The sequence below is a fragment of the Vallitalea longa genome (assembly GCF_027923465.1).
Classification (GTDB): domain Bacteria; phylum Bacillota; class Clostridia; order Lachnospirales; family Vallitaleaceae; genus Vallitalea; species Vallitalea longa.
Genome location: NZ_BRLB01000001.1, coordinates 526,424 through 551,191 on the forward strand (window position 1 = coordinate 526,424; position 24,768 = coordinate 551,191).

Consider the following 24,768-nt stretch of genomic DNA (forward strand, 5'->3'; position numbering starts at 1 on the left):
TTATTCATAATATACTTATTAAAAAGCAAATTCTACATCAGATAAGCGATTATATATTTCATCTATAACTTTCTTCTCTTCTTCCTCTGTATCTGCCAAAAACGTAACTGAGAATCTTACAAACGCCCCAGCATCATCCCATGGAACAGTGGATATCAATTTCTTTCTTATGAGAAACTGTGAAAAATCTTCTGCTGTAGTAAAAGTCTCTCCACCTTTAACTCCTTTTGGAATTTTAACATATAAGTAAAAAGAACCTTTTGGTTTTCTAGCAGTAAATCCTAATTTATTTAAAACATCAACTAACATATCATGTCTTCTGGAATATTTCGCAGCAGTCTTTTCTGTAATTTCTGGATGTTCTAATGCATATATACCTGCTTTTTGAATCCCTTTGAATTGTCCTGAATCATTATTATCTTTTACTGCGGCAAATGCACTAACTACTTTTTCATTACCTGCTACAAAAGCCATTCTCCAACCGGTCATGTTATAAGCTTTTGATAATGAATGAATCTCTACTCCTACATCTTTAGCTCCATCAAGACTCAAGAAACTGAACGGTCTGTTACCATCAAAAGTCAATGCTGCATACGCCGCATCTTGTACAACAACTAGATCATTTTCTTTAGCGAATCCAATGACCTTCTCAAAAAATTCTCTTGGTGCTACTGCTCCTGTAGGATTATTGGGATAATTCAGATACAATAATTTAGCTTTCTTCAAAACATCTTCAGGTATTGAATCCAAATCAGGCAAGAAATCATTTTCTTCCAGTAGACTTAGATTATATACCTCTCCACCTAACCATTTAGTCATAGTACCCATTATTGGGTATCCAGGTACAGTCATCAATGTAATATCACCAGGGTTAATGAAAGCCTGAGCCATCATGGCAAGAGCAGGTTTTGAACCTATAGCATGATTGATTTCTGTTGCACCGTCAATTCCTTTTACATCATAGACTTCTTCCAAATATCTCGCAGCTGCTTCTTTGAACTCAGGTACACCATTATCAGCATAATTTCTGTTTTCCCATTTAGCCGCTTCTTCTGCTAGAGTCCTTACAACACCTTCATCAGCCATAGCATCTGGTTCACCAACACCCATATCGATAATTTCCATATCTGGATGCTCACTTATTGCAGCCGCCTTGGCTCTTTTTATTTTTTCGAATTTATAGATTACTGTGCTCTTACCGAATTTATTACCTCCGATTCTGTCAGCAATCAATTCTTGAATATACGTCTCCATTATATTTACCTCCTATTCTATGTCGTAGATTTACAGTAGCCATTCACCTTCAAAAACTGTAGTTGCTGGACCTGACATGAATATGTGATTACTCTCTTCATCCCATTCAATGGACAAATCTCCACCAATCAACTTTATGACCGCTTTTCTATCCACAAGGTCATTGAGTACTGATGCAACCAATGTAGCACATGCACCTGTACCACAGGCTAGCGTTTCGCCAGTACCTCTTTCCCATACTCTCATCTTTATCGTTTTTCTATCTATTACTTGAGCAAATTCCACATTGACTTTCTTGGGGAACTTATCATCTATCTCTACTATCTTACCTATTTCTTCTATTGGATAATTATCAGTATCATCAACATAAGTTATAGCATGTGGATTACCCATTGATACACAAGTAAATTCATAAGTTTTTCCTTGAACATCTATTCTTTCACCTATTACAGGGTATTTATCACTAACCACTGGAATATCACATGCTTTTAAAATTGGTTCTCCCATGTCCACTTTTGCATATGTAACTTTTCCATTTTCTACTGTCAAATCCAATGTCTTGATACCAGCTAATGTTTCTATGGTTATTTTTTCTTTTTGGGTCATTTCATTATCGTATACATATTTTCCTACACATCTTATTGCATTACCGCACATTTCTGCTTCTGACCCGTCAGCATTGAACATCCTCATCCTGAAATCAGCTTTTTCAGTTGGCAGAATCAATACTATACCGTCTCCACCTACTCCAAAATGTCTATCACTCATTTTTGTGGCTAATCCTGATGGGTCGTCGATAGAGTTTTCGAATCCATTAATATAAACATAGTCATTTCCGCAACCGTGCATCTTAGTAAACTTCATGTCTAACACCTCACTATAAATTTATTTATAATACTTAAGATAATTGCATAATTCCTGATTTGATTATATACACACAATATGTATATTATTATTGTAGATAGAATCCAACATATTGTGTAGAATCAGCCCAAAGTAATTATGAAATTGTCTTACTTAATATATTTCTCTTCTTATCAAAATATTATCCACCGAAATAGTGGTTCTAATTACAAATACTATTTTATTATACATAACTAATTATATAAAATCAAGAAAAACAATTAAAATTTACAGACATTTACTATTATTCTAGATTGATTAGAGCAATTAAGCTCATAAGAAGATTTCAAGGAAAATAGAAAGCTATACTATCTTATTCATTTTAGAATAATTCTGAACTAATACAAAAATAATCAAGAATCTAATATATCATTTTAAAAAGCTGATTAGAGAATCCCTAATCAGCTTTTTACCAGTCTATACTACTACTTTTTTTATATAATAATTTATCTAAATAAGTTAATAACAATATCTACTAATCATTTCTGTTAATCAACCTTTAACAGCCCCTCCTGACAATCCTTTAACAAAGAATTTCTGACAGAATATGAATATCAAGATAACAGGTAGAAGAGATATGACTGACATTGCAAAAACATATCCCCATTGAGTGAAATTATGTTGTCCGAAAAATCCAGAAATAGCTATAGGCAAAGTTCTCACGTCTTTATCATTCAGAACTGTCAATGCCCATGGATATTCTTCCCATACAGTCAGGAAATTGAATATGCTGACAGTTGCGATAGCTGGACTTGCAAGGGGTAACATAATATGCCTATATATTGTTAATATATTACCTCCATCAATAAAAACAGCTTCATCAAATTCTTTTGGTACATCGTCAATAAATCCTTTTATCATAAACGTTGAAAATGGCACAACCCAAGATACGTATATGGGAACTAAACCACTTAGTTTATTAGTCATATTAAAAAAAACCGCTAACTCGAATTGAGGAATAATCAGTGTCATCCCCGGTACAATCATGGTACTTAATATCATTACATAGATGAATTTTCTACCTGGAAAATTCAACCTTGAAATACAATAAGCTAAACTGGATGAAACCAGGGCCACTATAGCAATAGTGGACACTGAAACAATAACACTGTTAATAAAATTCTTATAGAAATCAACTTCTTTTATTACATAAATATAATTCTCGATTGTTGCTTTACTGGGAAACAACCTAGGAGGGTATTCATATAATGCACCATTAGGTTTTAGAGAAGTACTTATCATGTATATTGTTGGTAATGTCATAATAATGACCCCTATAATTAATATAATATATATTAGATGCTTGAAAAATTTATTTCTAACATTCATGGTCTATTACCCCCTAAGTCAATCATTCTTAAATACCCTGAACTGGATAATTGTTATTATTGATATCAACAAAGCCGTTATGAATGATAGAGCTGCAGAGTATCCAAAGTCTCTAGCTTCAAAAGCTTTATAATACATCCAAGTCAATATTACCTCCGTCTTATGAGCTGGTTTACCACCGGTCATTAATTGAATTGAGGTGAATACATTAAATGCACCTATACTTAACATTACCACTGCAAACAATATAGTATTCTTAATATGAGGAATGGTGATATAGAAGAATTTCTTGAAATTACCACACCCATCTATATCTCCAGCCTCATACAATTGCTTTGGCACACACTGCAGAGCAGCTAAAAATACTACAACATTCCATCCTATCCCTTTCCATATACCAAGTAATTGGGCAACTAACAATCCTGTGTTAGGTCTATCCAGCCAACCTATATTATTATTAGTCAAATGCAAAATCTCAGTTATAAGGTAATTCAATAAACCTTCATTGTTAAATATGTACTTAAATACTAATGAAACTATAACCCATGATGTTATGACAGGTAGATAGTAGAATACCCTAAAAGTTACTTTGAACTTGGTTATACAATTAATTAATGCCGCAAAGGCAAGACCTATGATGATCTGACAAGGAACAGTAATGACTGCATACATTAGAGTATTACCTACAGCAGTATGAAATACCGTATCTTCAATCACTCTCACATAGTTACCAAATCCAATAAACTGCGACGTCTGATTAAGTCCTATCTTCCAGTCAAAAAAACTCATGACAAATAATTTGATAATGGGATAAATGGTAAATAATCCAAAAATAATCAATCCAGGAAACAATAATAAACAGGTTTGAACTCTTTTACGCATTTCTTCACCTCAATTGTATGTATAATATAGAAACATTGCTACTTATTTGCTGTCTCCAACAATTCGTCTATCTTGACAGCTAATTCATTCATAATCTCTTCAACAGGTTTATCATCCAACATTGCCATTGTAATACTACTTGTAATTTCATTATCTATTTCAGGCCATGTGGATACTGGAGGTCTTGGTTTTGCAGTTTTTATTGCTTCAAGAAATGGTGCGAAGTTCTCTATACTTTTAACTTCTTCTGAATCAATAGCTTCTTTATTGACTGGAATCTGACCTACTTTTGCCATCTCTATCTGAGCAAATTTATCTGTCATGAATTTCATGAATTCCCAACTTGCCTCTTTCTTGGAATCAGAAAACATAACTATATCCTCTCCACCCAACACCTGAACAGAACCGCCTTCTCCAGCTGGCATCTGAGCAGTCATAGGTTCAAAGTCAGGGTAAGAACCTTCTAATTCTGCGAATTTCCAAGGTCCTTCAATAATCATACCGTATCTTCCTTGACCGTAACCATCTGTTAGAGGGATGTCCCCACTATTGAATCCTATCATTCCACTGTCTTTGTATAGATCTACAAGTTTTTGGATGATATCAATTGTTTTCTTGCTATTTATGTATCCTGTTGCTGTTTTGTACTCTTTATCAGTAATATCCCCACCATTACTCCAGATGAAAGGACAGATATTCCAACCAGACAATGCTGGTTCACCATATCCCCATATCTGTTTACCATCTTTTTTACTCATCTTTCTGGCTGCTTCAAAAAAATCATCCATTGTAGTTGGAACTTTTATATTTTCTTTATCTAACATGGATTTGTTATAAAATAGAATTTTTGTATTCGTATTTAATCCTAATCCATAATGATTATTGTTTATCTTAGCAGTATTCATAGGTCCATCTATTATATTGCTTGAAATCTCTTTGAAGTCTTTCATTTCTGAATCTAATTTTTTCAATATATTCAATTTCTGAAATTCTGGAACCCAAGCGATATCAACTCTAGCCACATCTGGTAATTGATTAGAACTGGTACTTACTAATATCTTCTTATGCAATTCTGCCCATTCATGAGAGACTGTTTCTACATTTATATTAGGGTGTTTTTTATGGAACTCAGGTATAATGACTTCATTTAATACTTTATTTTCGGCTGATTGTGAATTATAATGATGCCAAAAAGTTATAGTCACACTTTCATCCGAGCCATTACTACTCGTTGCTTTATCACTTTTACACCCTGTAGCTATAGAAATAATTAATATAAACATCAAAAAAATACTTATTGTTTTTTTCATTTTCATTGTAATCCTCCTAATTATTTAGTTAACAATTAAAATTCTCACTCCATATGATTCAATATTAATTTTTACGCTACTTTCATAAGGATATATATCACAATTATAATATTTCTCATTCTGTAATGTAGAAATTTGAAATTCATCATCTGTGATTATATCTACAATAACCCTGTTTTCATCATACTTTTCTAATAAAGGTATTGTAATTTCATTAATCTTATCTTCATTATTAAGTATTACATATACTCTTTCCCTAGTTATCTCTCTTACAAAAGCATAAACTAAATTTTCATTACTACAATAAATGGATTTGAATTTACCTTCTACTAAAGCTCTATATTTTTTTCTTATATGTATGAGTCTTTTATAATATTCTAATAGGTTCTGTTGTCTTTCAGTAAAACTCCAATTCATAGCCCCTCTACAACCTGGATCATTTGAACCTTCCATACCGATTTCGTCACCATAATATATACATGGAACGCCGATAAATAATAATTGAAAAGCGGCTGCTAATTTTAACTTATCCATATCTTTGTTACATGAGGTTAGGAATCTTGTTGTATCATGACTCCCTATTAGATTAAATAAGGAGTGATGTACTCTATTGGAATAAGCTCCTAGGAATTGATTGATTCTAGAATCAAATTCAAATGTATCTATAGTGTTTTTTGCGAAATATTCTGTGACTGCATAGAAGAACAAATAATTCATGACAGAATCCATCTGATCTCCTCTTAACATACTTTTGTTTTCAATCCAAGTCTCTCCCAATATAAAGCACTCTGGATTGACAGACCTTACTTCCCTTCTGAATTCACTCCAGAAAGTGGTGTCTATTTCATCTGCAACATCCAAACGCCAACCATCAATATTAGCTTCCTCAATCCAATACCTGCCTATTTTCTTTACATAATCTCTAACTTCTTCATTATTGAAATTAAGCTTAGGCATCCATTTATAATAACCTACACACTCATAATTGATTTCATCGGTATCTACTGGAAGCTGGTCAATATAGAACCAATCTTTGTATTTAGATTTTTCTCCATTTTTTATGACATCCTGAAATTGCCTAGTATAGTATCCACAGTGATTGAACACTCCATCTAATATCAATTTGATATTATTTTCATGAAGTACTAGTACAAGTTTCCTTAGGTCATCTATATCTCCAAAATGCTTATCTATCTTAAAATAATCCATTGTATCGTATTTGTGATTAGAAGGTGCCTCGAATATTGGATTAAGATATATAGCATTAACTCCCAATGTTTTCAGATAATCTATTTTTTTATGTATTCCTTCTAAATCACCTCCCATGAAATTTTCTCTGGTAGGTGAACTCCCCCATTCTACAACATCATCGGGATTATTCTCCTTATTTCCATCATAATATCTTTCCGGAAATATCTGGTAGAAAATAGATTCTTCAACCCAATGTGGTATTTGCAGAAAATCTTTTTCATTACTGATAAGATATTGGAAATTTCCTTCCTCCTGTACAGTTAATGAAATACCATAATAATTAAAATACACTACATTAATTCCATCATTAATCTCAAAAAAATATTTTATGTATTTGGTTCTTTCTCCTGTATCAATCAAAACTTCATAATAATCGAATCTCTTATCTCTAGCATAACATGTCATTCTGACTTTTGAACTATTGGAAATAGTAGTTTTCTGCATATTATAATAATGCAATATGCATTCTTTGATATCACCTTTTTTAGCTTTTATCCTGATTGCTAATTGATAAGAGTTGATGGGGTATATATAATCCCTTATTTGTTCATGAATAATCGCTTCATATATCATGTCAATTACTTAACTCCTTTCGGCTGAACCTCTCGTTATTAATTTAACCGACAATAAAGTATTATGTTTACTTGATGATGGTAAATTGATTTCACCGATTAGCATAGATCCCGCTTGAATACCCAATTCCAATACGTCTATATCTACTGTAGTCATCTCTGGTTTAGTCAACTCTGCTACCAAGAAATTATCAAAACTGACCACACCTATATCATCAGGTATATTATATCCTTCTTCTTTTAGAGCTGTAATGGCTCCAAAGGCAGCTAAATTGCTGGAGAAAACAAATGAGTCGGGAATATAGTTTCTATCCATATAATTCTTAATTAAGTTATATCCATCAATATTTCCTGTAATGTTTTTAGTGAATAATCTATCATCAAATGCTATACCATTATCCTTTAGTGCCTCTTTATAGCCTCTATATCTCTTCATATTAAAAGTATCATTTTGATTACTGGAAACAAACGCTATATTTCTGTATTCATTATCTATCAGATGTTCAGTAGCGATATAACCAGCCATCTTATTATTGATATCCACCCAATTGACATCATAATTCTTAGGTGGCTCTCCAATGACTACATATGGTATATTCAGATCTTCCATGTTCTTGATAATATTCTTTTTCAATAGAAGCGCTGGAAAAATAATACCATCAGCTCTTTTTTCACAAATTATTCTGTTCAGAGTATTACCTTTATTTATAGTAGTCTTTTCATTAGCTATAATTAAATTATATCCTTTATTGCATATCACTTTTTCTATTCCATACTGAATTTTATAGAAAAAAGGATTATCAAATGCATCAAAATTATTGATATCAACTACTAAAGCAATATTATATGTATTCTGATTAGAAAATCCTCTAGCCATACTGCTAGGATAATAATTCATCTTCTTCATAGCCAATTTAACTTTTTCTGCTGTTTTTGGAGATATCAGTGGACTATTATTTATTACTCTAGAAACTGTAGCTGTTGATACTCCTGTAGCTTTTGCAACATCTTTAATTGTCACTCCCATATTTTCTCACTCTCTTTCAAAATACAATCATTTTTAGTGCAACCGTTTACACTAATAATTATAAAAAAATTGGTATTTTTAATATATACCTTTCTACATGGATTTGCAACAATATTTTGCTCAAGCTACAGGAATTGTACTATTTAATTAAAAATTAGGATAGATATCTATTGTTTGCCCACCAGTAACTGTATAATTGTTGCCTGTCGACCAGGAATTATCATTAATAAGTGCTTTAAATTCAACTGTCTCTCCTGGTTCAATACGTTCCATTTCAAATTCCCATACATCTGAAGAGATATTTCTCATTATTCTTCCTTGATTCCATCTAAGTGGATAATTTTCACCTCTTACGAACATATAGTTACCATAACCAACATCATAATGGACTCTTATTTTAGTTGTGACTGGAACAGGAGGTGTATAACTTGATGGATTACCTTTAACTAATATCATTGCTTCTTTTCCATCTACGCTAACATCTATTTGTTTGCCAGTTACCCCACCTGAAGTAACAGTTACTTTTTGAGATGTATCCAAGAGATTAGTTAGTTCTGTACCAACAGTTATTGAACTCTCCGCTCTTAATGGAATAGCTCTTGTAGAGATCTCGAATCCATTATTAAGGACTGTTATTACTTCATCACCGTTGTCATCGTTCCTTCTAGAATAAGAATATACGAAAGTATCACACCACATTTCCCTTTGAGTTCCGTTTCTTAGAGGTTCGTATTCTTTTCTTATTTCAGCTAATCTTTTTATATGTTGATAGTTGATATTGGTCTCGTCAAAAGAACTCATTACTTCACGATTTTCTTTATTCGCTATACCAGTATATTCTGTACGTACTCCACTACCGAAGTGTGCTTGCTCTGTTCCATAATAAACATCTGGAATACCTCTTATGGTGAATAAAAATGTCATACCTAGTCTTAATTTTTTGTAACTATCGTCTGCTAAGCATAAGAACCTGTCTCTGTCATGATTATCAAGAAAAGTTACTAGATTATTGACATTCTGATATTTATAATCTTGGTCAAATATGTTTTTCAATGACTGGAATCCTTCATCGTGAGCAAAAACTTCTCTTGCTACGAAAAATACAGGAAAATCCAGAACCCCCCATTGATAATTCTGAAAATCACTAACAAAATCTACACTACCATTGAAGATTTCACCAAAAGTTGGAACACCAACATAATCTTCGAACTCAGTAATAAAAGGTTTTGGAAGTGAACTTGCCGCATCCACTCTTATGCCATCAAATCCAATGTCATCAATCCACATCTTGTATGCTGATAATACAGCATTCTTCGCATCAACATTTGATTGGTCTATATCATCTAACCCACCCATATCATGATTGACTAACTCATGATAATTATTGTAATCCGTGATATCTCCATTATGATGATACCAATTAGGATTATTGAATGGGGATGCAGGACAATATGTTGAAGGATAATATGATGTAGAAGTTCCAGCTAAATAATCAGCAGTATGATTTGGTACTGCATCAAGAATGACTTTTATTCCATTATCATGAGCTGTATCTACTAGCTCTTTCAATTTGTCCTTGCTACCGAAATGTGGATCGGTCGTATTGTAGTCATTAGTAAAATATCCATGATATCCTGATTCTTGACCATCCCTACTTAGAAGTTCATTTTTCTGAGGTGGAGATATCCATATTGCTGTGACTCCCAGATTTTTTATGTACGACATTTTGTCTATAATACCTTGAAAATCACCACCTTGTGTATACTTTAATTCACCAGGTCGATATTCATTCCCGACTGTACCATTAATAGATGAATCTCCATCATAAAATCTGTCAGTCAATATCATGTAGACAATGTCATTACTGTCAAGATTAGAAGAAGTTGAAGAAGCTTTTATGCTTATGCTCCCAGTAAACAATGTTGTTATAATAAGTGTCAAACAAACGATGATAGTAAAGATTTTCTTCCTTTTTTGCATTTCGTCACCTTAACCTTCCCTTATTATTTTTATAATTATAAACCAAACATTAAGTTTGATTTTATAATTTATGCAACCGTTTACAATTTTTAATAATAAGTATATATTATACTATCATGTTTAGCTAATATTGTCAACTTATAACCTAAAACTATTCTGAAATTATACATATGAGTTAATCAATTAACTTTACCGATTTAATACTCTATGCAGGTAAACCAATAAAAAAGATTTAAAGAATAAAAATATAGTCACTTTTTCTATCTTTTCATTTTGTAACTCTTTAACTACATTCTTTTATTTTCTCCCATTAAATTAAAAATAGAAAAGTTGAGTTAATTCCCTCTTGATTAGAATAATATGCAACTCAGTATCAAATACTTTATACAGACTATAAAATATTTGGAGGAATAATCAATGGAAAGGTTAGTAGGTAATAAAGCACCCCATTTTGATATGGCAACAGCTCTTGGAGACGGAACTAATTTTGGCAAAAAGAATTTGGATGATTATAAGGGTAAATGGTTAGTCCTGTTTTTCTATCCTTTGGATTTCACATTTGTGTGTCCCACTGAAATAACAGGTTATAGCAAGAAAATCAAGCAGTTCCAAGATATTGGCGCAGAAATGCTTGCTGTAAGTACAGACAGTCAATATTCTCATCAAGCATGGATAAATGGAGCTCTTGGCAAAATCAATTTCCCAATAGCATCAGATATAACTAAATCTGTTGCAAAGAAATACGGTGTATTAATAGAAGAAGAAGGTATCGCATTAAGAGGTTTATTCATTGTAGATCCAGAAGGCATCATAAGATATAGTGTCATACATGATCTCAATGTAGGACGTTCTGTAGATGAAACATTACGTGTTCTACAAGCTTTGCAAGCTGGAGGTTTATGTCCCATTGATTGGTCGCCAGGAGAAGATATGTTATAAATATTAAGAGAATAGTGCCTAAACACTATTCTCTTCTTACTAATTATCAAATCCTCCTGGAGCTACATCCAGTATATTCTTATCAGGTACATTAACATAGTTAGGTGGAACTGTACCACTTATTATCCTATCTACTAATGTAACTTGTTGTGCCACTGTTACTTTTTCAGAAGCAAGAGGAACTACTACCTGCATAGTAGTCTCTATATTCAGCCATACCCTATGATTAATCTGGTTAATTCCTGTCGATTTAAATTCTCTGTCATAATTAATTGTTGCTGTACCAAAAGGTAGAATTTCCACTTCTATATTAGGACCTGTATTGGCGAATATGTTAGAACCTATTAAATTACCTGAAGGAATGGGTATTGTCTCATCCGCATACTTATCAACTTCTTCTGCTATCTTATCTATCACATCTGCACATATTTCATTGATAGTTATAGTATCAATACCACAAGATACTATCTCCCCTTTTTCATTATAAAAATATGTAACCAGCTCATCAGTATTTATATCCTTCTCCGCTAGAGTTCTCCTAACTGCATCATTTATGGATTGTGTAGCTATGGTTTTAATTTTCAATTGGGACATAGCCACTACTATAGGCAAGATCTGCTTATCTAAATATGTATACACAAATATAAAACTAAGACTTAAAACTGCTATAAGAATAAACACATATGCTCCAAAGCGTTTTTTCTTATTCTTGTTCTTTCTTGGCTTTCTGCCTTTTATATTTCTTCTCATATCTCCTCCTATGTCTATTACTATTGCCAGCATTTCTTAATCCTTATATTAAGTATATGATTGCTTATTAATAATTGTGTATGTCTAATAAAACCTATTTCGCCAAGAGATTATTGTCTTTACTATGAACTTTAGTTGTTAATAACATGATTATCAAAGTGTTTCACTTAAATTACAAACGCAATACATTTTGTGAATAATTTGTTAATATTTATTAAATTTATGGCAAAACATATATTTTACTTTCTATATCTTTATATATTTGATATAATATCATCTGTATAAAGGAGGCAATTTATGAATTTTAGTAAAGAATCCAACAAAAAGAAAAAGGAAAAGCTTGATTCTAAATCAAGTAAAGCGACTAAAAGTGTAAGCACATCTTTTATTAAAATTTTGGCTTTTGCATTTTTGTTACTTATTATTGTAGGCGTTTGTGCTGGATTGGGATTCGCAAAATCCATCATAGACTCAGCTCCTGATATTAATGTTGAAGATATTGTTCCAAAAGGATATGCATCATTTATATATGACCAAGACGGTAACGAAATTGTTCAATTACATGGATCTAATGCTAATAGAATATATGTTGAACTTGATGAAATACCTACATATCTTAGAGACGGTTTTATAGCAATAGAAGATGAACGTTTCTGGCAACATAATGGTATTGATATAAAAGGTATTTTCAGAGCTATCTTTACTAACTTGAAATCAGGAAGTTTAGCTGAAGGTGCAAGTACTATTACTCAACAGCTAATAAAAAATAATATATTATCAACTGAAACAAGCTTTGAGAGAAAAATACAAGAACAATATTTGGCAATACAACTAGAAAAGAAATCAGACAAAGAAACTATATTAGAAAACTATTTAAATACTATAGGACTTGGTAGAGGTACTAATGGAGTACAAGCTGCTGCTAATAAATATTTTAATAAGGATGTTAGTGAATTAACAATAGCAGAATCAGCAGTTATTGCTTCAATAACTAAGAATCCTAGTTATTATGATCCTGTTACTTACCCAGAAAATAACAAGAAAAGGCAGTCTAGAATTCTTACTAAGTTATTGGAACAAGAAAAAATAACACAAGCTCAATATGACGAAGCAATCAATGAAGATGTATATAATAATATTCAAATAGTAAACAAATCATTTGCAGGTAACTCAAGTTACTCATATTATGTCGATGAAGTAATATCAAGAGTAATTGATGACTTAATGGTTAAAAAAGGTTATACGGAAAGTCAGGCATCCAATTTAATATATCGTGGAGGACTTAGCATATATTGTAATCAAGATTCTGATATTCAAAAGATAGTAGACGAAACTTATACCAATGAAGATTTCTTCCCTAAGAAAAATGTCGACTACGCTGTTAGACTATTCTATACGGTAACAATCAAAGATAAGGATGGTCACAAAAAAGATATTAATAAAGATAAGACATTTGATACGGACCAAGAAGCAGCAGATTATATGGAGCAAGTAAAAAAAGAACTGGAAGACGAAGGTAATACTATAATATCAGATAATTCCATATCTGTCCCTCAACCACAATCAGCTATGGCAATTATAGACCAACATACTGGTTATGTAAAAGCTATATCAGGTGGTAGAGGCGAAAAAGTAGGAAATCGTACATTTAACCGTGCTACTAATTCCAAACGTCATCCAGGATCAACATTTAAGACTTTAGCAGCTTATCTACCAGCTATTGATACTGCTGGCTATACATTGGCAACTGTAATTGATGACGTACCTTCTAAATTACCGAATATGCCATATGGTTGGCCAAAGAACTATTATAGGCAATATAAAGGTTTATCTACTGTTAGAGAAGGTTTAAAATATTCTATGAATATATTGGCAGTAAAAACACTTAATGATGTAGGTGTCCAAACTGGTTATGACTATTTAATTAAGTTAGGTTTTTCAACATTAGTAGAAAATGAAACAGTCAACGGAAAAAATTACACTGATAAAGGTCTATCATTAGCACTTGGTGGTTTATCTCAAGGGGTTACTGTATTAGAATTGACAGCAGCATATGCTGCAATTGCCAACGATGGTGTATATATAGAACCAACATTCTATTCTAGAGTTCTGGACCATGATGGAAAGCTGTTATTACAAAAAGAACCTGTTACAAGAACTGTAATGAAAGAAACAACCGCTTTCCTATTGACAGATGCTTTAGTAGATGTTTGTAGCCCAGGAGGTACTGGTTATCCCGTTCACTTTAATGGTATGCCTATTGCAGGTAAAACAGGAACTTCTTCTGATGATGTAGACTTAGTTTTTGCTGGATATACTCCTTATTATACTGCTGTAGTCTGGAAAGGTTATGACCAGCAACAAGAACAAGTTTATGTACGTAATGGATATCATAAAGCAATCTGGAAAGAAGTTATGCAGAGAATTCATAAAGACCTTCCAAGAAAAGAATTTAACAAACCATCTGGTATCGTAACTGCTAAAATATGTACAGAATCAGGTAAACTAGCTGTTCCAGGATTATGTGATCATGATCAAAGAGGATCTACAGTACGAACTGAATACTTCGCTAAAGGTACTGAACCAACTGAACCTTGTGATGTTCATGTAAAAGCAGTCATTTGTAAAGACTCTGGATTGATGGCTACAGAAAATTGTCCGGAATCAAGCAAAGAAGAACTAGTATATATTCAACGACCTATTCCATTTGTACCTCAAGACCCTAACAGGCCACCAGATATCGCAGATAGACAGTATGAATTGCTACCTTCAAAGATAGGGGAATATTGTAACATTCATACTGCACAACCTGAAATACCTGATGTACAATTGCCAACTGATTATTATAATAATGATATGAATAATAACCATAATAGCAATAATCATAATAACGACAATAAACCTAATCCATTTACACCTTTTTTACCTAATGACTAGGTTTTGATACTTGGATAATAATAAAAGAATATGTGTTACATTTAATGAGAGAGGAACTCCATATAGGGGGTTCCTCTTATTACATATCTACTATTAAAAAAATCTTATGTTTTACCCTATTTCATGAATAATAGCCTTATAAAAAACACATCCTTTTAATATAAACATAAATTGTTTATACATAGATATAAAAGCATTTATAAGGAGCTATTTTATGAATTATAGCAATCATTCAAAAAACAAACGTGAGAAAGAATTGGAATCAAAAACAAAAAAAGTGAAAAAATCAATAAGTACATCTTTTATTAGAATTATCTCCTTAACCATTTTAGTCTCTCTAGTATTGATTGTTTGTGCTGGATTAGGTGTAACCAAAGCTATAATTGATTCCGCACCTACAATAGATTACGATAAGGATATTATGCCAAAAGGATATAGGACATTCATATATGATCAACTAGGTAATGAGATAACTTCTCTTCATGGAACAGATGCAAATAGGATATATTCACCTATAGATAGAATGCCCATTCATCTACAAGATGCATTCATAGCTATAGAGGATGAACGATTTTATGACCATAACGGGATTGACCTAAAAGGGATTTTGAGGGCAATAATAAATAATATAAAATCAAAAGACCTAACTGGCGAAGGTGCAAGTACAATCACTCAACAAGTAATCAAGAATAATGTTCTTTCCGCTACGCAAACATTTCAGAGAAAAATACAAGAACAATATTTGGCTGTAGAATTAGAAAAACATGTTGAAAAAAATATTATACTGGAAAGTTACTTAAATACTGTTGCTCTTGGACGAGGAACCTATGGGGTCCAAGCAGCTGCTAACAAATATTTTAATAAAGATGTGACAGAACTCACCCTTGCCGAATCAGCTGTATTAGCAAGTATAACCAAGTACCCTAGTAGATATGACCCTATTTCTAATCCAGAAAAAAATCACTCTCGCCAATTGATCGTTTTAGATAAAATGTTAGAACAGAATAAAATAACAGATGCCGAATATAAAAAAGCCTTAACTGAAGATGTTTATTCTAAAATTGAAATAACCAACAAATCTGCATCAAGCAACGCTAACTATTCTTATTTCGTAGATGAAGTTATTTTACGAGTCAAAAATGATCTTGTAGTCAAAAAAGGGTTTACTGAAGAACAAGCCTATGATCTTATATATACTGGAGGTCTCAATATATACGTCACTCAAGATGTGAATATGCAAAAAATAATGGACGAAGAATTTTTAGACGAATCCAATTATCCTCCAAAAAGTGAAGACTACTCAGTAAAATTAATGTATACTCTATCTGTCATTAAAAACGGTGCAGAAACCAAACATTATTATAAAGAAAAAGAGTTCAATACTGATGAAAAAGCTAATGAATATGCAGAAGAATTAAAATCTTTATGGGTCACAGATGGTGATGAAGTAATTTCAGAATCTAAAATCCTAGTACCACAACCACAAGCTGCAATGGTAATAACAGATTATCATACTGGACATGTAAAAGCTATAACTGGAGGAAGAGGAGAAAAAGTTGGAAACCAATTGTTGAATAGAGCTACCAGCACTTATCGTCAACCTGGATCGACTTTTAAAATATTAGCTGCATACTTGCCTGCTATTGATACTGGACAATACACTTTGGCAACTATACAAGATGATGTACCTTTTTCGTATTCTGTCTCAGAAGACTCAGAACCTTGGGAAGTAAATAACTGGTATGATAGTGATGAATATAAGTATAATTATAAAGGATTATCCTCTGTAAGAGATAGTATAACATATTCTATAAATATACATGCAGTAAAAACATTAATGGATATTGGTATTGATACAAGTTTTGATTATTTGATGAAACTTGGATTTACATCTCTGGTAGAACGTGAAACTATAAACGGTAAAGTATTCTCTGACAAAAATTATTCTTTAGCTCTCGGAGGTATTACCAAAGGAGTTAGCCTACTAGAATTGACATCCGCATATGGAGCGATAGCCAACAATGGAAATTATGTTGAACCTATTTTTTATACCAAAGTCCTAGACCATGATAATAACATTCTTCTTGAAAACGACCAACCTGATGAAGTTCAAGTCATGAAGGAAAGTACTGCCTTTCTTTTGACTGATGCTATGACAGATGTAGTTGAAGTAGGTACAGGTACCATTGTTAAATTTAATAGTGTAAGTATGCCTATTGCAGGTAAAACAGGAACTTCTTCAGATAAGAAAGATCTAGTTTTTACAGGTTATACTCCTTATTACGTTGCCAGCATATGGCAAGGATATGACACACCAAAAGAACAAGTATATAACAGAAGCTATCATAAAATACTTTGGCGTAAAATCATGGAAGAAATTCATAAAGGATTACCTAGAAAAGAATTTTATAAACCAGATAATATAGTTACAGCTAAAATATGCACAGAATCTGGTAAATTAGCTGAATTAGGTTTATGTAATAAAGATCCAAGAGGTTCTACTATAATTACCGAGTATTTTGAACAGGGTACTGAGCCTACAGAGACATGCGATGTTCATGTAAAAAGAACCATATGTTCTGCTTCTGGACTTCCAGCTAATAAGTATTGTCCGAATAGTTGTAAATACACAAAAGTTTTTATTCAAAGACCTGAACCACTTGTACCTTCTAATTGGGACCCTAATAATCCACCAAGAATACAAGATAGGAAGTATGAATTATTATACACTAGTTTAGGAGAATACTGCAATATTCACGGTCCTTATGTTAAAAAACCTGAAATTAAACTTCCATCAGATTATATAGATGAAAATACGGAAGAAGACCTCAACGAAGAAGATGAATTTATAGCTCCTGAGGACAAACCTCTAGAAGATGAAATTGAAGATGAACCTTATTTAGAGGATGACTATTATTCACCACCACCTTTCATGTATCAAGAATAGTTCTTAAATAAAAAAAGCGATTAAATCGCTTTTTTTATTATCATATATGTTTTTGGAACTCATAAACTATTTTGTGTCTTTAGGTTTAAATAATACAGCTGCTAAATAACCAAATAATAGAGCTGCAGTAATTCCCCCAGCTGTTGCAGTCATTCCTCCTGTAAAGACTCCAAGGAAACCTGATGTCTTTACTTCTTCTATTACTCCTTTACCCAATGAATAACCAAATCCGATTAAAGGAACTGTAGCACCAGCACCACCGAATTCCACAACATGTTCATATATACCTAACCCAGTCAGAAATGTCCCTAATGAAACATATATCACTAATACTCTTGCAGGCATCAGTTTAGTCTTATCCATCAAAATCTGAGCTATAACACATATTACTCCACCAGTAACAAAAACTTTTATATAATCAATCATAATGTCCCTTCTTTCCCATTATTCTTGGCTATTTTCTATAGCAACAGCATGAGCTATACCAGGTATGCTCTCACCTTGAAAACTACTACTTTGACTTAATAACGCTCCAGTAGGAATAAATAGAACTCTATTAAAGGTTCCTTTTGCCATTTCTTTCAAAATATATCCCGTAAGAGTAACAGCAGAACATCCACATCCACTTCCTCCAGCATGTGTATCTTGCTTATCACCATCAAATATTTCTATTCCACAGTCTGTATAGTTATCTGATAAATCATATCCCTGTTTATTTACCAACTCTCTATTCAACTTTTTGCCTACAATCCCCAAATCACCAGTTATTATCAAATCATAATCATCTGCACTTCTGCCTGTATCTTTAAAGTGGGTAATAATCGTATCTGCTGCTGCTGGTGCCATAGCTGCACCCATATTCATAGCATCTTTAATTCCAAGATCCACGATTCTACCTGGTGTAACATGTGTAATCTTTGGTCCACTTCCAGTATTACCAATAACAACTGCACCACTACCTGTTACCGTATAAGTTGCCGTCAAAGGTCTTTGATTACCAAATTCCAGAGGAAACCTAAATTGTTTCTCAGCACCACAAAAATGGCTGGATGTAGCAGCCACACAATAATCTGCAAATCCACCTTCAACAGTCATAGACGCAAGTACTAAAGATTCTCCCATTGTCGAACAGGCACCATATAAACCAAAATATGCTTTTTTCAAGTCTCTAATAGCAAAAGTACTAGCTGTCAATTGATTCAATAGATCTCCTGCAAAAATATACCTTATATCGTTTTTAGGAACTTTAGCATTATCAATCGCTAAATTAATAGCTGCATTTAATATCTTGCTCTCAGCTTTTTCCCATGATTCTTCTCCCCACAAAGTATCTTCTAATATTTTATCAAAATAATCTTTTAATAACCCATCGCCTTCTTTTGGACCAACTATATTACCATATCCTATAATAGTAGGCGGTCTATCAAAAGCTATTGTTTGCTCTCCTAGTTGAGTACCCATTGATATCATTCCTTTCAAACATTAACTAATTTATCTATATTATTAAGTAATCAGCTTAACCAGCACCTACCATATAATAGATTAAACCTACAATAACAGAAGACAGCATACCGTATAATATGACGGGACCTGCTATTGTAAAGATTTTTGCACCCACACCAAATACATATCCTTCATTTTTATACTCTATAGCTGGTGAAACAATAGAATTGGCAAACCCTGTTATTGGTACTATAGAACCTGCTCCTGCTCTTTTTCCGATACTATCATATATATCCAGCCCTGTTAACAATGCTCCTAAAAATACCAATATAATACTTGTAAAAGTTGATGCAGTATCTTTTGGAAGTTTTGCAAAATGCATTAGGCTATCAGTGATTCCTTGACCTATGCAACAAATACTACCACCTACCATAAACGCCCAAATACAATTTTTTATTAAACTTGGTTTAGGTGAAGATTTCTCAACTAATTCTTGAAAATCTTTTTGTTGTTCTTTAATATTATCCATCCATTTTATCTCCTTTCGTAAATATCTATTTCTTCAAAGTATAGAAACCAGGTATAATAAAGTAAACTAATGAACCTACTAACTTACCAATAGCTAGTGTTACTATAAAATAAGCCATTCCTACTTTTATATTGAGCCTTCTTGTCAAAATAGGTACTACATCTAATACTTCTGCTAAAGAGACCGCTAAACATCCTATAAATATACCTGAGAAAAAGCCATATATTATAGCTCCAATATTCCCTAATGGTATTTGAAAATCTGAAATCATAACTAACGTACCGAAGATACCTCCAAAAACAATGGCATCCTCATAAACCCAAATGTATTTTTGTGTTGATGTCTTTTGAGCTAATCTTGGAACTATCCCAATAATAGCTATAAAAGCAAATACACCTCCTGCAATAATCACTCCACCACCGAATCCTATTATTATTAATAACAAGTAATTTATTATCACTTTTCTTTATTCCCTTCATCAGTTAGATTCTCAATAATACAATCTTCTACATCTCTTTCATACAGTCTCATCTCCACTTCTATAGGAGTAGGATCATCAGTTAATTTCTTTGAAGAAAAATGATTGAAGAAAACAATTATACCTGTCGCTAAACCAATAGAATAAGGTATCTCAATGATCAAAGGGTTAATATTCTCTTCACCTAAAAACAAACTATATAATCTAACGAATACATCTGGTACTGCTGCATCTGTATGAAATGTCATAATCGCAATCCCACCACCAGTAAATAAAGTTATACAAACAAATATAACTTTAACAATCCTAATGAAATTTTTATATTTATGCTGTTTCTCTTTAGGTGAATAAGAAATAATGATATCTTCTTCTCCAACATTTTGTATAAGTATGTTTTCATAATATTTCTGTATCTCTGCTATTATTGTGATAATAGACAATAAGTAATTTTTTTTCTTATCATTATCTATAGTAAAGATATTAATATGTTTAATTTTATTTACAATTTCTTTTTTCCCTTCTATATCAGCAATATCATTAATAATTATATTTTTTTTCCCTATTATATTTACCTTCTTACTTGCTTTTATATATATATTATCCATCTAATCACCCTTTTTTATCAAAGGCACAATTAACGAATGTTCCCTGATATGTTACATCTGTTTCTCTATTAATATACATATAAGTTAAAACAGACGCTAACACTAAAACAAACATAACAGCTATTATTAATATTTTTTTATGTTTCATTAAATCACCTCTTTAGAAATTTATAATATTTACTAATATTTTTTGAAGTATTAACCATAACTATTCTGGTAATAAGTTCAAAAAAAAACTATGATCATATAATCATAGTTTTGGGTAGGATAAAAAATATATTTTATCTTCCTATATGGGAATGAAAAATCAAATATATGTTAAAAAATTCATAAAATTTTATGATAGCTTTTCTCTGATTTGACCTAATATCTTTTTCTCTAATCTTGATACTTGAACCTGTGATATTCCAATCTTTTCAGCTATTTCAGTTTGGGTCTTATCTTTATAATATCTAAGAACTATTAACTCCATTTCTTTTGGAGATAATTGTTTTATTACCTGTCTAAGAGCTATTTTATCTATCATCATTGTATTTTCATCTGCATTCTTTTCTAGTTTATCTATTAAAAAAATAGGATGTCCATCTCCTTGATGAATTGTTTTATAGAGAGATTCTACCTCTGAATTAGATTCCAATGCCATTACTATTTCTTCCACTGATGTACCGATTTCACTAGATATTTCTTCTATTGTTGGCTCTCTCCCTAATTTTTTGTTTAAAATATCTTTATTGATACGAACTCTGTTAGCTATCTCTTTAAGTGATCTGCTGACCTTGATCATTCCATCATCCCTCATAAATCTTTTGATTTCACCCATAATCATAGGAACAGCATATGTTGAAAATTTTACTTCATAGGTCAGATCAAATTTATCTATAGCTTTTAGCAAACCAATACTTCCGATTTGGAATAAATCATCTAGGTCATATCCTCTATTAGAAAATCGCTTGACAATACTCCATATTAAGCCTATATTCTCTTCTACAATTTGCTCTCTAGCTCTTTGATCTCCTTTTTGGGATTTTTTTATTAGTTCTAGTGTTCTATCCATATTCAACACCTTCTCAAAGCTTTTCTAAACTTTTAAGCTTTTTCCTCATGATTATTTTTGACCCTACACCTACTTTGGATTCTATTTCTACTTCATCCATAAATGTTTCCATAACTGTAAATCCCATTCCCGAACGTTCTAATTCAGGTTTTGAAGTAAATAATGGTTCACGAGCTTTATTAATATCCATAATACCTTTACCAAAATCTTTTATTTCAATATATACTTTATTATCAGTTATTTTGCAATACATATGAACTTTTCCTTCGTAATCTTCATATCCATGTATAATTGAATTGGTAACAGCTTCTGATACAGCAGTCTTAATATCCGATAATTCTTCAAGTGTCGGATCAAGTTGAGCCACGAAAGACGCTATAACAATCCTAGCAAATGATTCATTTTGCGACTTACTACTAAACTCAATTTTCATTTCATTTTCGTACTTCATAATATCCCCCTTTATTATTACCATTTTTTGTAATATATATTAAAAATATTTTATTCAGACATATATATTAACTTATATTAGAATGTTTAAGTGCTTTATCTACATTTGCATAGCTATTAATAATTCTATACAATCCTGATAACTTAAAAATTCTATCCATCCTAGGATTCACATTGGTAACAACCACATTTCCCCCCATATTTTTAATATTTTTATATCTTCCCATGATAACTCCTATCCCAGAACTATCCATAAAGTTAGTATTGGAAAAATCAAATATCACACATTTTATGTTGTGATTTAGTATAAGTTTATCAATTTTTTCTCTAATTATTTCTGCATTATGATGGTCAAGTTCTTCTGATACATTTACAACTAGATTTCTCTTGATTATTTTACATTGGGTAGACACTACTTTTCCTCCTTCTGTAAATATTTTACATATTTTTATAATTTCTCCATTTATTTCCAATTTCCTTTTTTTATTTGGAACTTTTTTTATAATTATAGTATTTTAGTGTAATTGACTAAACTTTATAACTAAACTACTACAACTTAATAAGAAAATTTAACAATAATAATTACAATAACGTCTAGAAAATAATATTTTATTTCAAAACAAAAGACTGTTCACAATTTACCATAACTATAAAATAATCTTTAATATAATTATCGCAAAATATTGTAAAACAGTCCTTGTAAAAAATCACATCATTCCAGTTTATCAACTTGTTGTTTAGACCAAGTTTTGAAACTCGAATTTGGATAATTATCAAGTAGTTTATTAAAAAGTGCAAGTGCTTCTTTATCATGACCTAACAGTTGTTGACATCTAGCTTCATAATATAACATGTCATCTGCATATGATGCATCATTACTTACAAATTTTGTCGCTGTTTGGAAACTAGTTATTGCATTCACAAGATACTCGTCTTTATTGTTGTTTTTCCATCTACTATATAATTTGGACCCTTGATCAAATGCTTTTTTAGCAATTTGGGGATAGGTATCTTTTCGTATCTTATTATACAAATCAATAGAAGTTGAAGACACCAGATTCTCTGGCTTAACCAAATATAATTTATTAGCTGCCGATTCGTCTTCATTTTCTAAATATAGTGCAACCGCACTTATAAGATTTCCCAAAGCGTCATAATTAGTAGCTTTACCTTCAAATTCTACCAATAAACCATTTTTCTCATCTAAATCTATTTTTAATTCATCTTTTTCATTAGTCAAAGAAGTCAACAATGTATCATATTCGTTTTGTTGGCTTAATATTTCTTTTTTAAGATTATCCGCCTCATTTGTTTTACTTTTAACTCTACCAGGAACAATTAAGAATACTGCAACCAATAAACCAATTACTACACCAAAAACAACATAACCGAATTGTAACATTGCCGGATTCAATCTACTTTCTTTCTTAGTTGTTTTTTTTACTGAAAACGGATCTTCTTTTTTATCAACAGAATATATATCTTCTTTTTTATCTTCTGTATCTTGAGATATAATCTCTTCATAGTATTTTAGAGCTACATAATTGCTTTTATCTATAGTTAGAACCTTTAATAAATTTATTTTCGCCTTTGCTAAGTTATCTTCATGTATGTAACAAAGTGCTAATAAACAGTATGCTTTGACAAAATTAGGATTCAGACTGATTACTTTCTTAAGTTGTATAATTGCTAGATCTTCACTTTTTTGTTCAATATATCTTAATGATTGATTATATTTTTTTATTGCAGTATTAATCATATCCAATTTATGCTGGTTATGATGGATTTTCTCAATATAATAATCTGCTATATTATCTTCTTCTTGAATATTTTTACTTATGACCCACTGTTGAAGTGCAGGTACGACTTCACCGATTTCGAAGTATACCAACCCTAATAGATTGTGTGCATCTATATTGTTTTTATCTAGTTTTAGGCTTCGTTTCAATAAACTTATGGCTCCACTAAGATCTCTAAGTTTAGCTACTTGTAATCCTTGATTATAAAGTAGTCTAGAAGTTAGTTTGATCTTGTTGTAAACGTCGATTTTTGAACCGCAATTGGTGCATATATAATCATCATTTAAATCACTACCACATTTTGGACATAATTTACTCATCATTATCTC

Annotated in this window: 22 protein-coding genes; 3 read left to right on the forward strand and 19 right to left on the reverse strand. The window is 31.7% G+C overall.

Annotated elements, in window-relative coordinates; all coding sequences use genetic code 11:
- Positions 1 to 18: 18 nt before the first annotated feature.
- The 8 genes from QMG30_RS02290 to QMG30_RS02325 form a co-directional block, all read right to left on the reverse strand.
- Positions 19 to 1,254, reverse strand: coding sequence for an LL-diaminopimelate aminotransferase (locus QMG30_RS02290; RefSeq protein WP_281811807.1), 1,236 nt, complete (start codon positions 1,252 to 1,254; stop codon positions 19 to 21).
- Between the two features lie 30 nt (positions 1,255 to 1,284).
- A complete protein-coding gene (dapF, locus tag QMG30_RS02295) occupies positions 1,285 to 2,118 on the reverse strand; it encodes a diaminopimelate epimerase (RefSeq protein WP_281811810.1) in 834 nt (277 codons plus the stop codon).
- A gap of 531 nt (positions 2,119 to 2,649) precedes the next feature.
- The gene (locus tag QMG30_RS02300) at positions 2,650 to 3,420 is read right to left on the reverse strand and encodes a carbohydrate ABC transporter permease (protein ID WP_281811812.1); all 771 of its coding nucleotides are present in this window, start codon (positions 3,418 to 3,420) and stop codon (positions 2,650 to 2,652) included.
- 84 nt (positions 3,421 to 3,504) lie between these two features.
- The gene (locus QMG30_RS02305) at positions 3,505 to 4,368 is read right to left on the reverse strand and encodes a carbohydrate ABC transporter permease (protein ID WP_281811814.1); all 864 of its coding nucleotides are present in this window, start codon (positions 4,366 to 4,368) and stop codon (positions 3,505 to 3,507) included.
- A 38-nt stretch (positions 4,369 to 4,406) separates the two neighbouring features.
- Positions 4,407 to 5,684, reverse strand: a complete 1,278-nt coding sequence (locus tag QMG30_RS02310; protein ID WP_281811816.1) for an extracellular solute-binding protein — start codon at positions 5,682 to 5,684, stop codon at positions 4,407 to 4,409.
- 18 nt (positions 5,685 to 5,702) lie between these two features.
- The gene (locus QMG30_RS02315) at positions 5,703 to 7,502 is read right to left on the reverse strand and encodes an alpha amylase N-terminal ig-like domain-containing protein (RefSeq protein WP_281811818.1); all 1,800 of its coding nucleotides are present in this window, start codon (positions 7,500 to 7,502) and stop codon (positions 5,703 to 5,705) included.
- Positions 7,503 to 7,511: 9 nt separating this feature from the next.
- The gene (locus tag QMG30_RS02320) at positions 7,512 to 8,528 is read right to left on the reverse strand and encodes a LacI family DNA-binding transcriptional regulator (protein ID WP_281811820.1); all 1,017 of its coding nucleotides are present in this window, start codon (positions 8,526 to 8,528) and stop codon (positions 7,512 to 7,514) included.
- Positions 8,529 to 8,675: 147 nt separating this feature from the next.
- Positions 8,676 to 10,508, reverse strand: coding sequence for an alpha-amylase family glycosyl hydrolase (locus QMG30_RS02325; RefSeq protein WP_281811822.1), 1,833 nt, complete (start codon positions 10,506 to 10,508; stop codon positions 8,676 to 8,678).
- A gap of 417 nt (positions 10,509 to 10,925) precedes the next feature.
- On the opposite strand from QMG30_RS02325, the gene QMG30_RS02330 reads away from it, so the two are divergent.
- Positions 10,926 to 11,447, forward strand: coding sequence for a peroxiredoxin (locus tag QMG30_RS02330; RefSeq protein WP_281811824.1), 522 nt, complete (start codon positions 10,926 to 10,928; stop codon positions 11,445 to 11,447).
- 39 nt (positions 11,448 to 11,486) lie between these two features.
- Here the strand turns inward: QMG30_RS02330 and yunB are convergent, their stop codons facing one another.
- Positions 11,487 to 12,197 carry a sporulation protein YunB gene (yunB, locus tag QMG30_RS02335; protein WP_281811826.1) on the reverse strand — a complete coding sequence of 237 codons (711 nt, stop codon included), beginning with the start codon at positions 12,195 to 12,197 and terminating at the stop codon, positions 11,487 to 11,489.
- 297 nt (positions 12,198 to 12,494) lie between these two features.
- Between yunB and QMG30_RS02340 the strand changes: the two genes are divergently transcribed.
- Together QMG30_RS02340 and QMG30_RS02345 are read left to right on the forward strand one after the other, a co-directional pair.
- Positions 12,495 to 15,134: a transglycosylase domain-containing protein gene (locus tag QMG30_RS02340; protein ID WP_281811828.1), complete on the forward strand. Its 2,640-nt coding sequence runs from the start codon at positions 12,495 to 12,497 to the stop codon at positions 15,132 to 15,134.
- A 214-nt stretch (positions 15,135 to 15,348) separates the two neighbouring features.
- Complete coding sequence (locus QMG30_RS02345; protein WP_281811831.1) at positions 15,349 to 18,081, forward strand: transglycosylase domain-containing protein; 2,733 nt, start codon at positions 15,349 to 15,351, stop codon at positions 18,079 to 18,081.
- A 66-nt stretch (positions 18,082 to 18,147) separates the two neighbouring features.
- Here the strand turns inward: QMG30_RS02345 and spoVAE are convergent, their stop codons facing one another.
- The 10 genes from spoVAE to QMG30_RS02395 form a co-directional block, all read right to left on the reverse strand.
- Positions 18,148 to 18,504 (reverse strand): stage V sporulation protein AE, encoded by a 357-nt coding sequence (gene spoVAE / locus QMG30_RS02350; RefSeq protein ID WP_334305028.1) that lies wholly within the window; start codon positions 18,502 to 18,504, stop codon positions 18,148 to 18,150.
- A gap of 21 nt (positions 18,505 to 18,525) precedes the next feature.
- Positions 18,526 to 19,542, reverse strand: coding sequence for a stage V sporulation protein AD (gene spoVAD / locus QMG30_RS02355; protein WP_281811835.1), 1,017 nt, complete (start codon positions 19,540 to 19,542; stop codon positions 18,526 to 18,528).
- A 55-nt stretch (positions 19,543 to 19,597) separates the two neighbouring features.
- Entirely contained in the window at positions 19,598 to 20,053 is a 456-nt protein-coding gene (gene spoVAC / locus QMG30_RS02360) for a stage V sporulation protein AC (protein WP_281811837.1), read from the reverse strand.
- A gap of 25 nt (positions 20,054 to 20,078) precedes the next feature.
- Positions 20,079 to 20,513 carry a stage V sporulation protein AB gene (locus QMG30_RS02365; RefSeq protein ID WP_281811840.1) on the reverse strand — a complete coding sequence of 145 codons (435 nt, stop codon included), beginning with the start codon at positions 20,511 to 20,513 and terminating at the stop codon, positions 20,079 to 20,081.
- Positions 20,510 to 21,136, reverse strand: a complete 627-nt coding sequence (locus QMG30_RS02370; RefSeq protein WP_281811842.1) for a stage V sporulation protein AA — start codon at positions 21,134 to 21,136, stop codon at positions 20,510 to 20,512. Before QMG30_RS02370 ends, QMG30_RS02365 begins: the two co-directional genes overlap by 4 nt.
- Positions 21,137 to 21,140: 4 nt before the next feature.
- Positions 21,141 to 21,284 (reverse strand): hypothetical protein, encoded by a 144-nt coding sequence (locus QMG30_RS02375; protein ID WP_281811844.1) that lies wholly within the window; start codon positions 21,282 to 21,284, stop codon positions 21,141 to 21,143.
- Positions 21,285 to 21,473: 189 nt separating this feature from the next.
- Positions 21,474 to 22,190, reverse strand: a complete 717-nt coding sequence (gene sigF / locus QMG30_RS02380) for an RNA polymerase sporulation sigma factor SigF (RefSeq protein WP_281811846.1) — start codon at positions 22,188 to 22,190, stop codon at positions 21,474 to 21,476.
- A gap of 13 nt (positions 22,191 to 22,203) precedes the next feature.
- The gene (spoIIAB, locus tag QMG30_RS02385; RefSeq protein WP_281811848.1) at positions 22,204 to 22,641 is read right to left on the reverse strand and encodes an anti-sigma F factor; all 438 of its coding nucleotides are present in this window, start codon (positions 22,639 to 22,641) and stop codon (positions 22,204 to 22,206) included.
- Between the two features lie 67 nt (positions 22,642 to 22,708).
- Positions 22,709 to 23,053: an anti-sigma F factor antagonist gene (spoIIAA, locus tag QMG30_RS02390; RefSeq protein ID WP_281811850.1), complete on the reverse strand. Its 345-nt coding sequence runs from the start codon at positions 23,051 to 23,053 to the stop codon at positions 22,709 to 22,711.
- 299 nt (positions 23,054 to 23,352) lie between these two features.
- Positions 23,353 to 24,759 (reverse strand): tetratricopeptide repeat protein, encoded by a 1,407-nt coding sequence (locus QMG30_RS02395; protein ID WP_281811852.1) that lies wholly within the window; start codon positions 24,757 to 24,759, stop codon positions 23,353 to 23,355.
- Positions 24,760 to 24,768 lie beyond the last annotated feature (9 nt).

Coding starts and splice junctions, on each gene's coding strand:
- QMG30_RS02395 (WP_281811852.1), bottom strand. CDS start 24,759: ATGAGTAAATTATGTCCAAAATGTGGTAGTGATTTAAATGATGATTAT.
- QMG30_RS02305 (WP_281811814.1), bottom strand. CDS start 4,368: ATGCGTAAAAGAGTTCAAACCTGTTTATTATTGTTTCCTGGATTGATT.
- sigF (WP_281811846.1), bottom strand. CDS start 22,190: ATGGATAGAACACTAGAACTAATAAAAAAATCCCAAAAAGGAGATCAA.
- dapF (WP_281811810.1), bottom strand. CDS start 2,118: ATGAAGTTTACTAAGATGCACGGTTGCGGAAATGACTATGTTTATATT.
- QMG30_RS02370 (WP_281811842.1), bottom strand. CDS start 21,136: ATGGATAATATATATATAAAAGCAAGTAAGAAGGTAAATATAATAGGG.
- QMG30_RS02300 (WP_281811812.1), bottom strand. CDS start 3,420: ATGACATTACCAACAATATACATGATAAGTACTTCTCTAAAACCTAAT.
- QMG30_RS02325 (WP_281811822.1), bottom strand. CDS start 10,508: ATGCAAAAAAGGAAGAAAATCTTTACTATCATCGTTTGTTTGACACTT.
- QMG30_RS02340 (WP_281811828.1), top strand. CDS start 12,495: ATGAATTTTAGTAAAGAATCCAACAAAAAGAAAAAGGAAAAGCTTGAT.
- QMG30_RS02290 (WP_281811807.1), bottom strand. CDS start 1,254: ATGGAGACGTATATTCAAGAATTGATTGCTGACAGAATCGGAGGTAAT.
- spoVAC (WP_281811837.1), bottom strand. CDS start 20,053: ATGGATAATATTAAAGAACAACAAAAAGATTTTCAAGAATTAGTTGAG.
- QMG30_RS02315 (WP_281811818.1), bottom strand. CDS start 7,502: ATGATATATGAAGCGATTATTCATGAACAAATAAGGGATTATATATAC.
- QMG30_RS02375 (WP_281811844.1), bottom strand. CDS start 21,284: ATGAAACATAAAAAAATATTAATAATAGCTGTTATGTTTGTTTTAGTG.
- spoIIAB (WP_281811848.1), bottom strand. CDS start 22,641: ATGAAGTACGAAAATGAAATGAAAATTGAGTTTAGTAGTAAGTCGCAA.
- spoVAD (WP_281811835.1), bottom strand. CDS start 19,542: ATGGGTACTCAACTAGGAGAGCAAACAATAGCTTTTGATAGACCGCCT.
- QMG30_RS02310 (WP_281811816.1), bottom strand. CDS start 5,684: ATGAAAATGAAAAAAACAATAAGTATTTTTTTGATGTTTATATTAATT.
- QMG30_RS02345 (WP_281811831.1), top strand. CDS start 15,349: ATGAATTATAGCAATCATTCAAAAAACAAACGTGAGAAAGAATTGGAA.
- QMG30_RS02320 (WP_281811820.1), bottom strand. CDS start 8,528: ATGGGAGTGACAATTAAAGATGTTGCAAAAGCTACAGGAGTATCAACA.
- QMG30_RS02330 (WP_281811824.1), top strand. CDS start 10,926: ATGGAAAGGTTAGTAGGTAATAAAGCACCCCATTTTGATATGGCAACA.
- yunB (WP_281811826.1), bottom strand. CDS start 12,197: ATGAGAAGAAATATAAAAGGCAGAAAGCCAAGAAAGAACAAGAATAAG.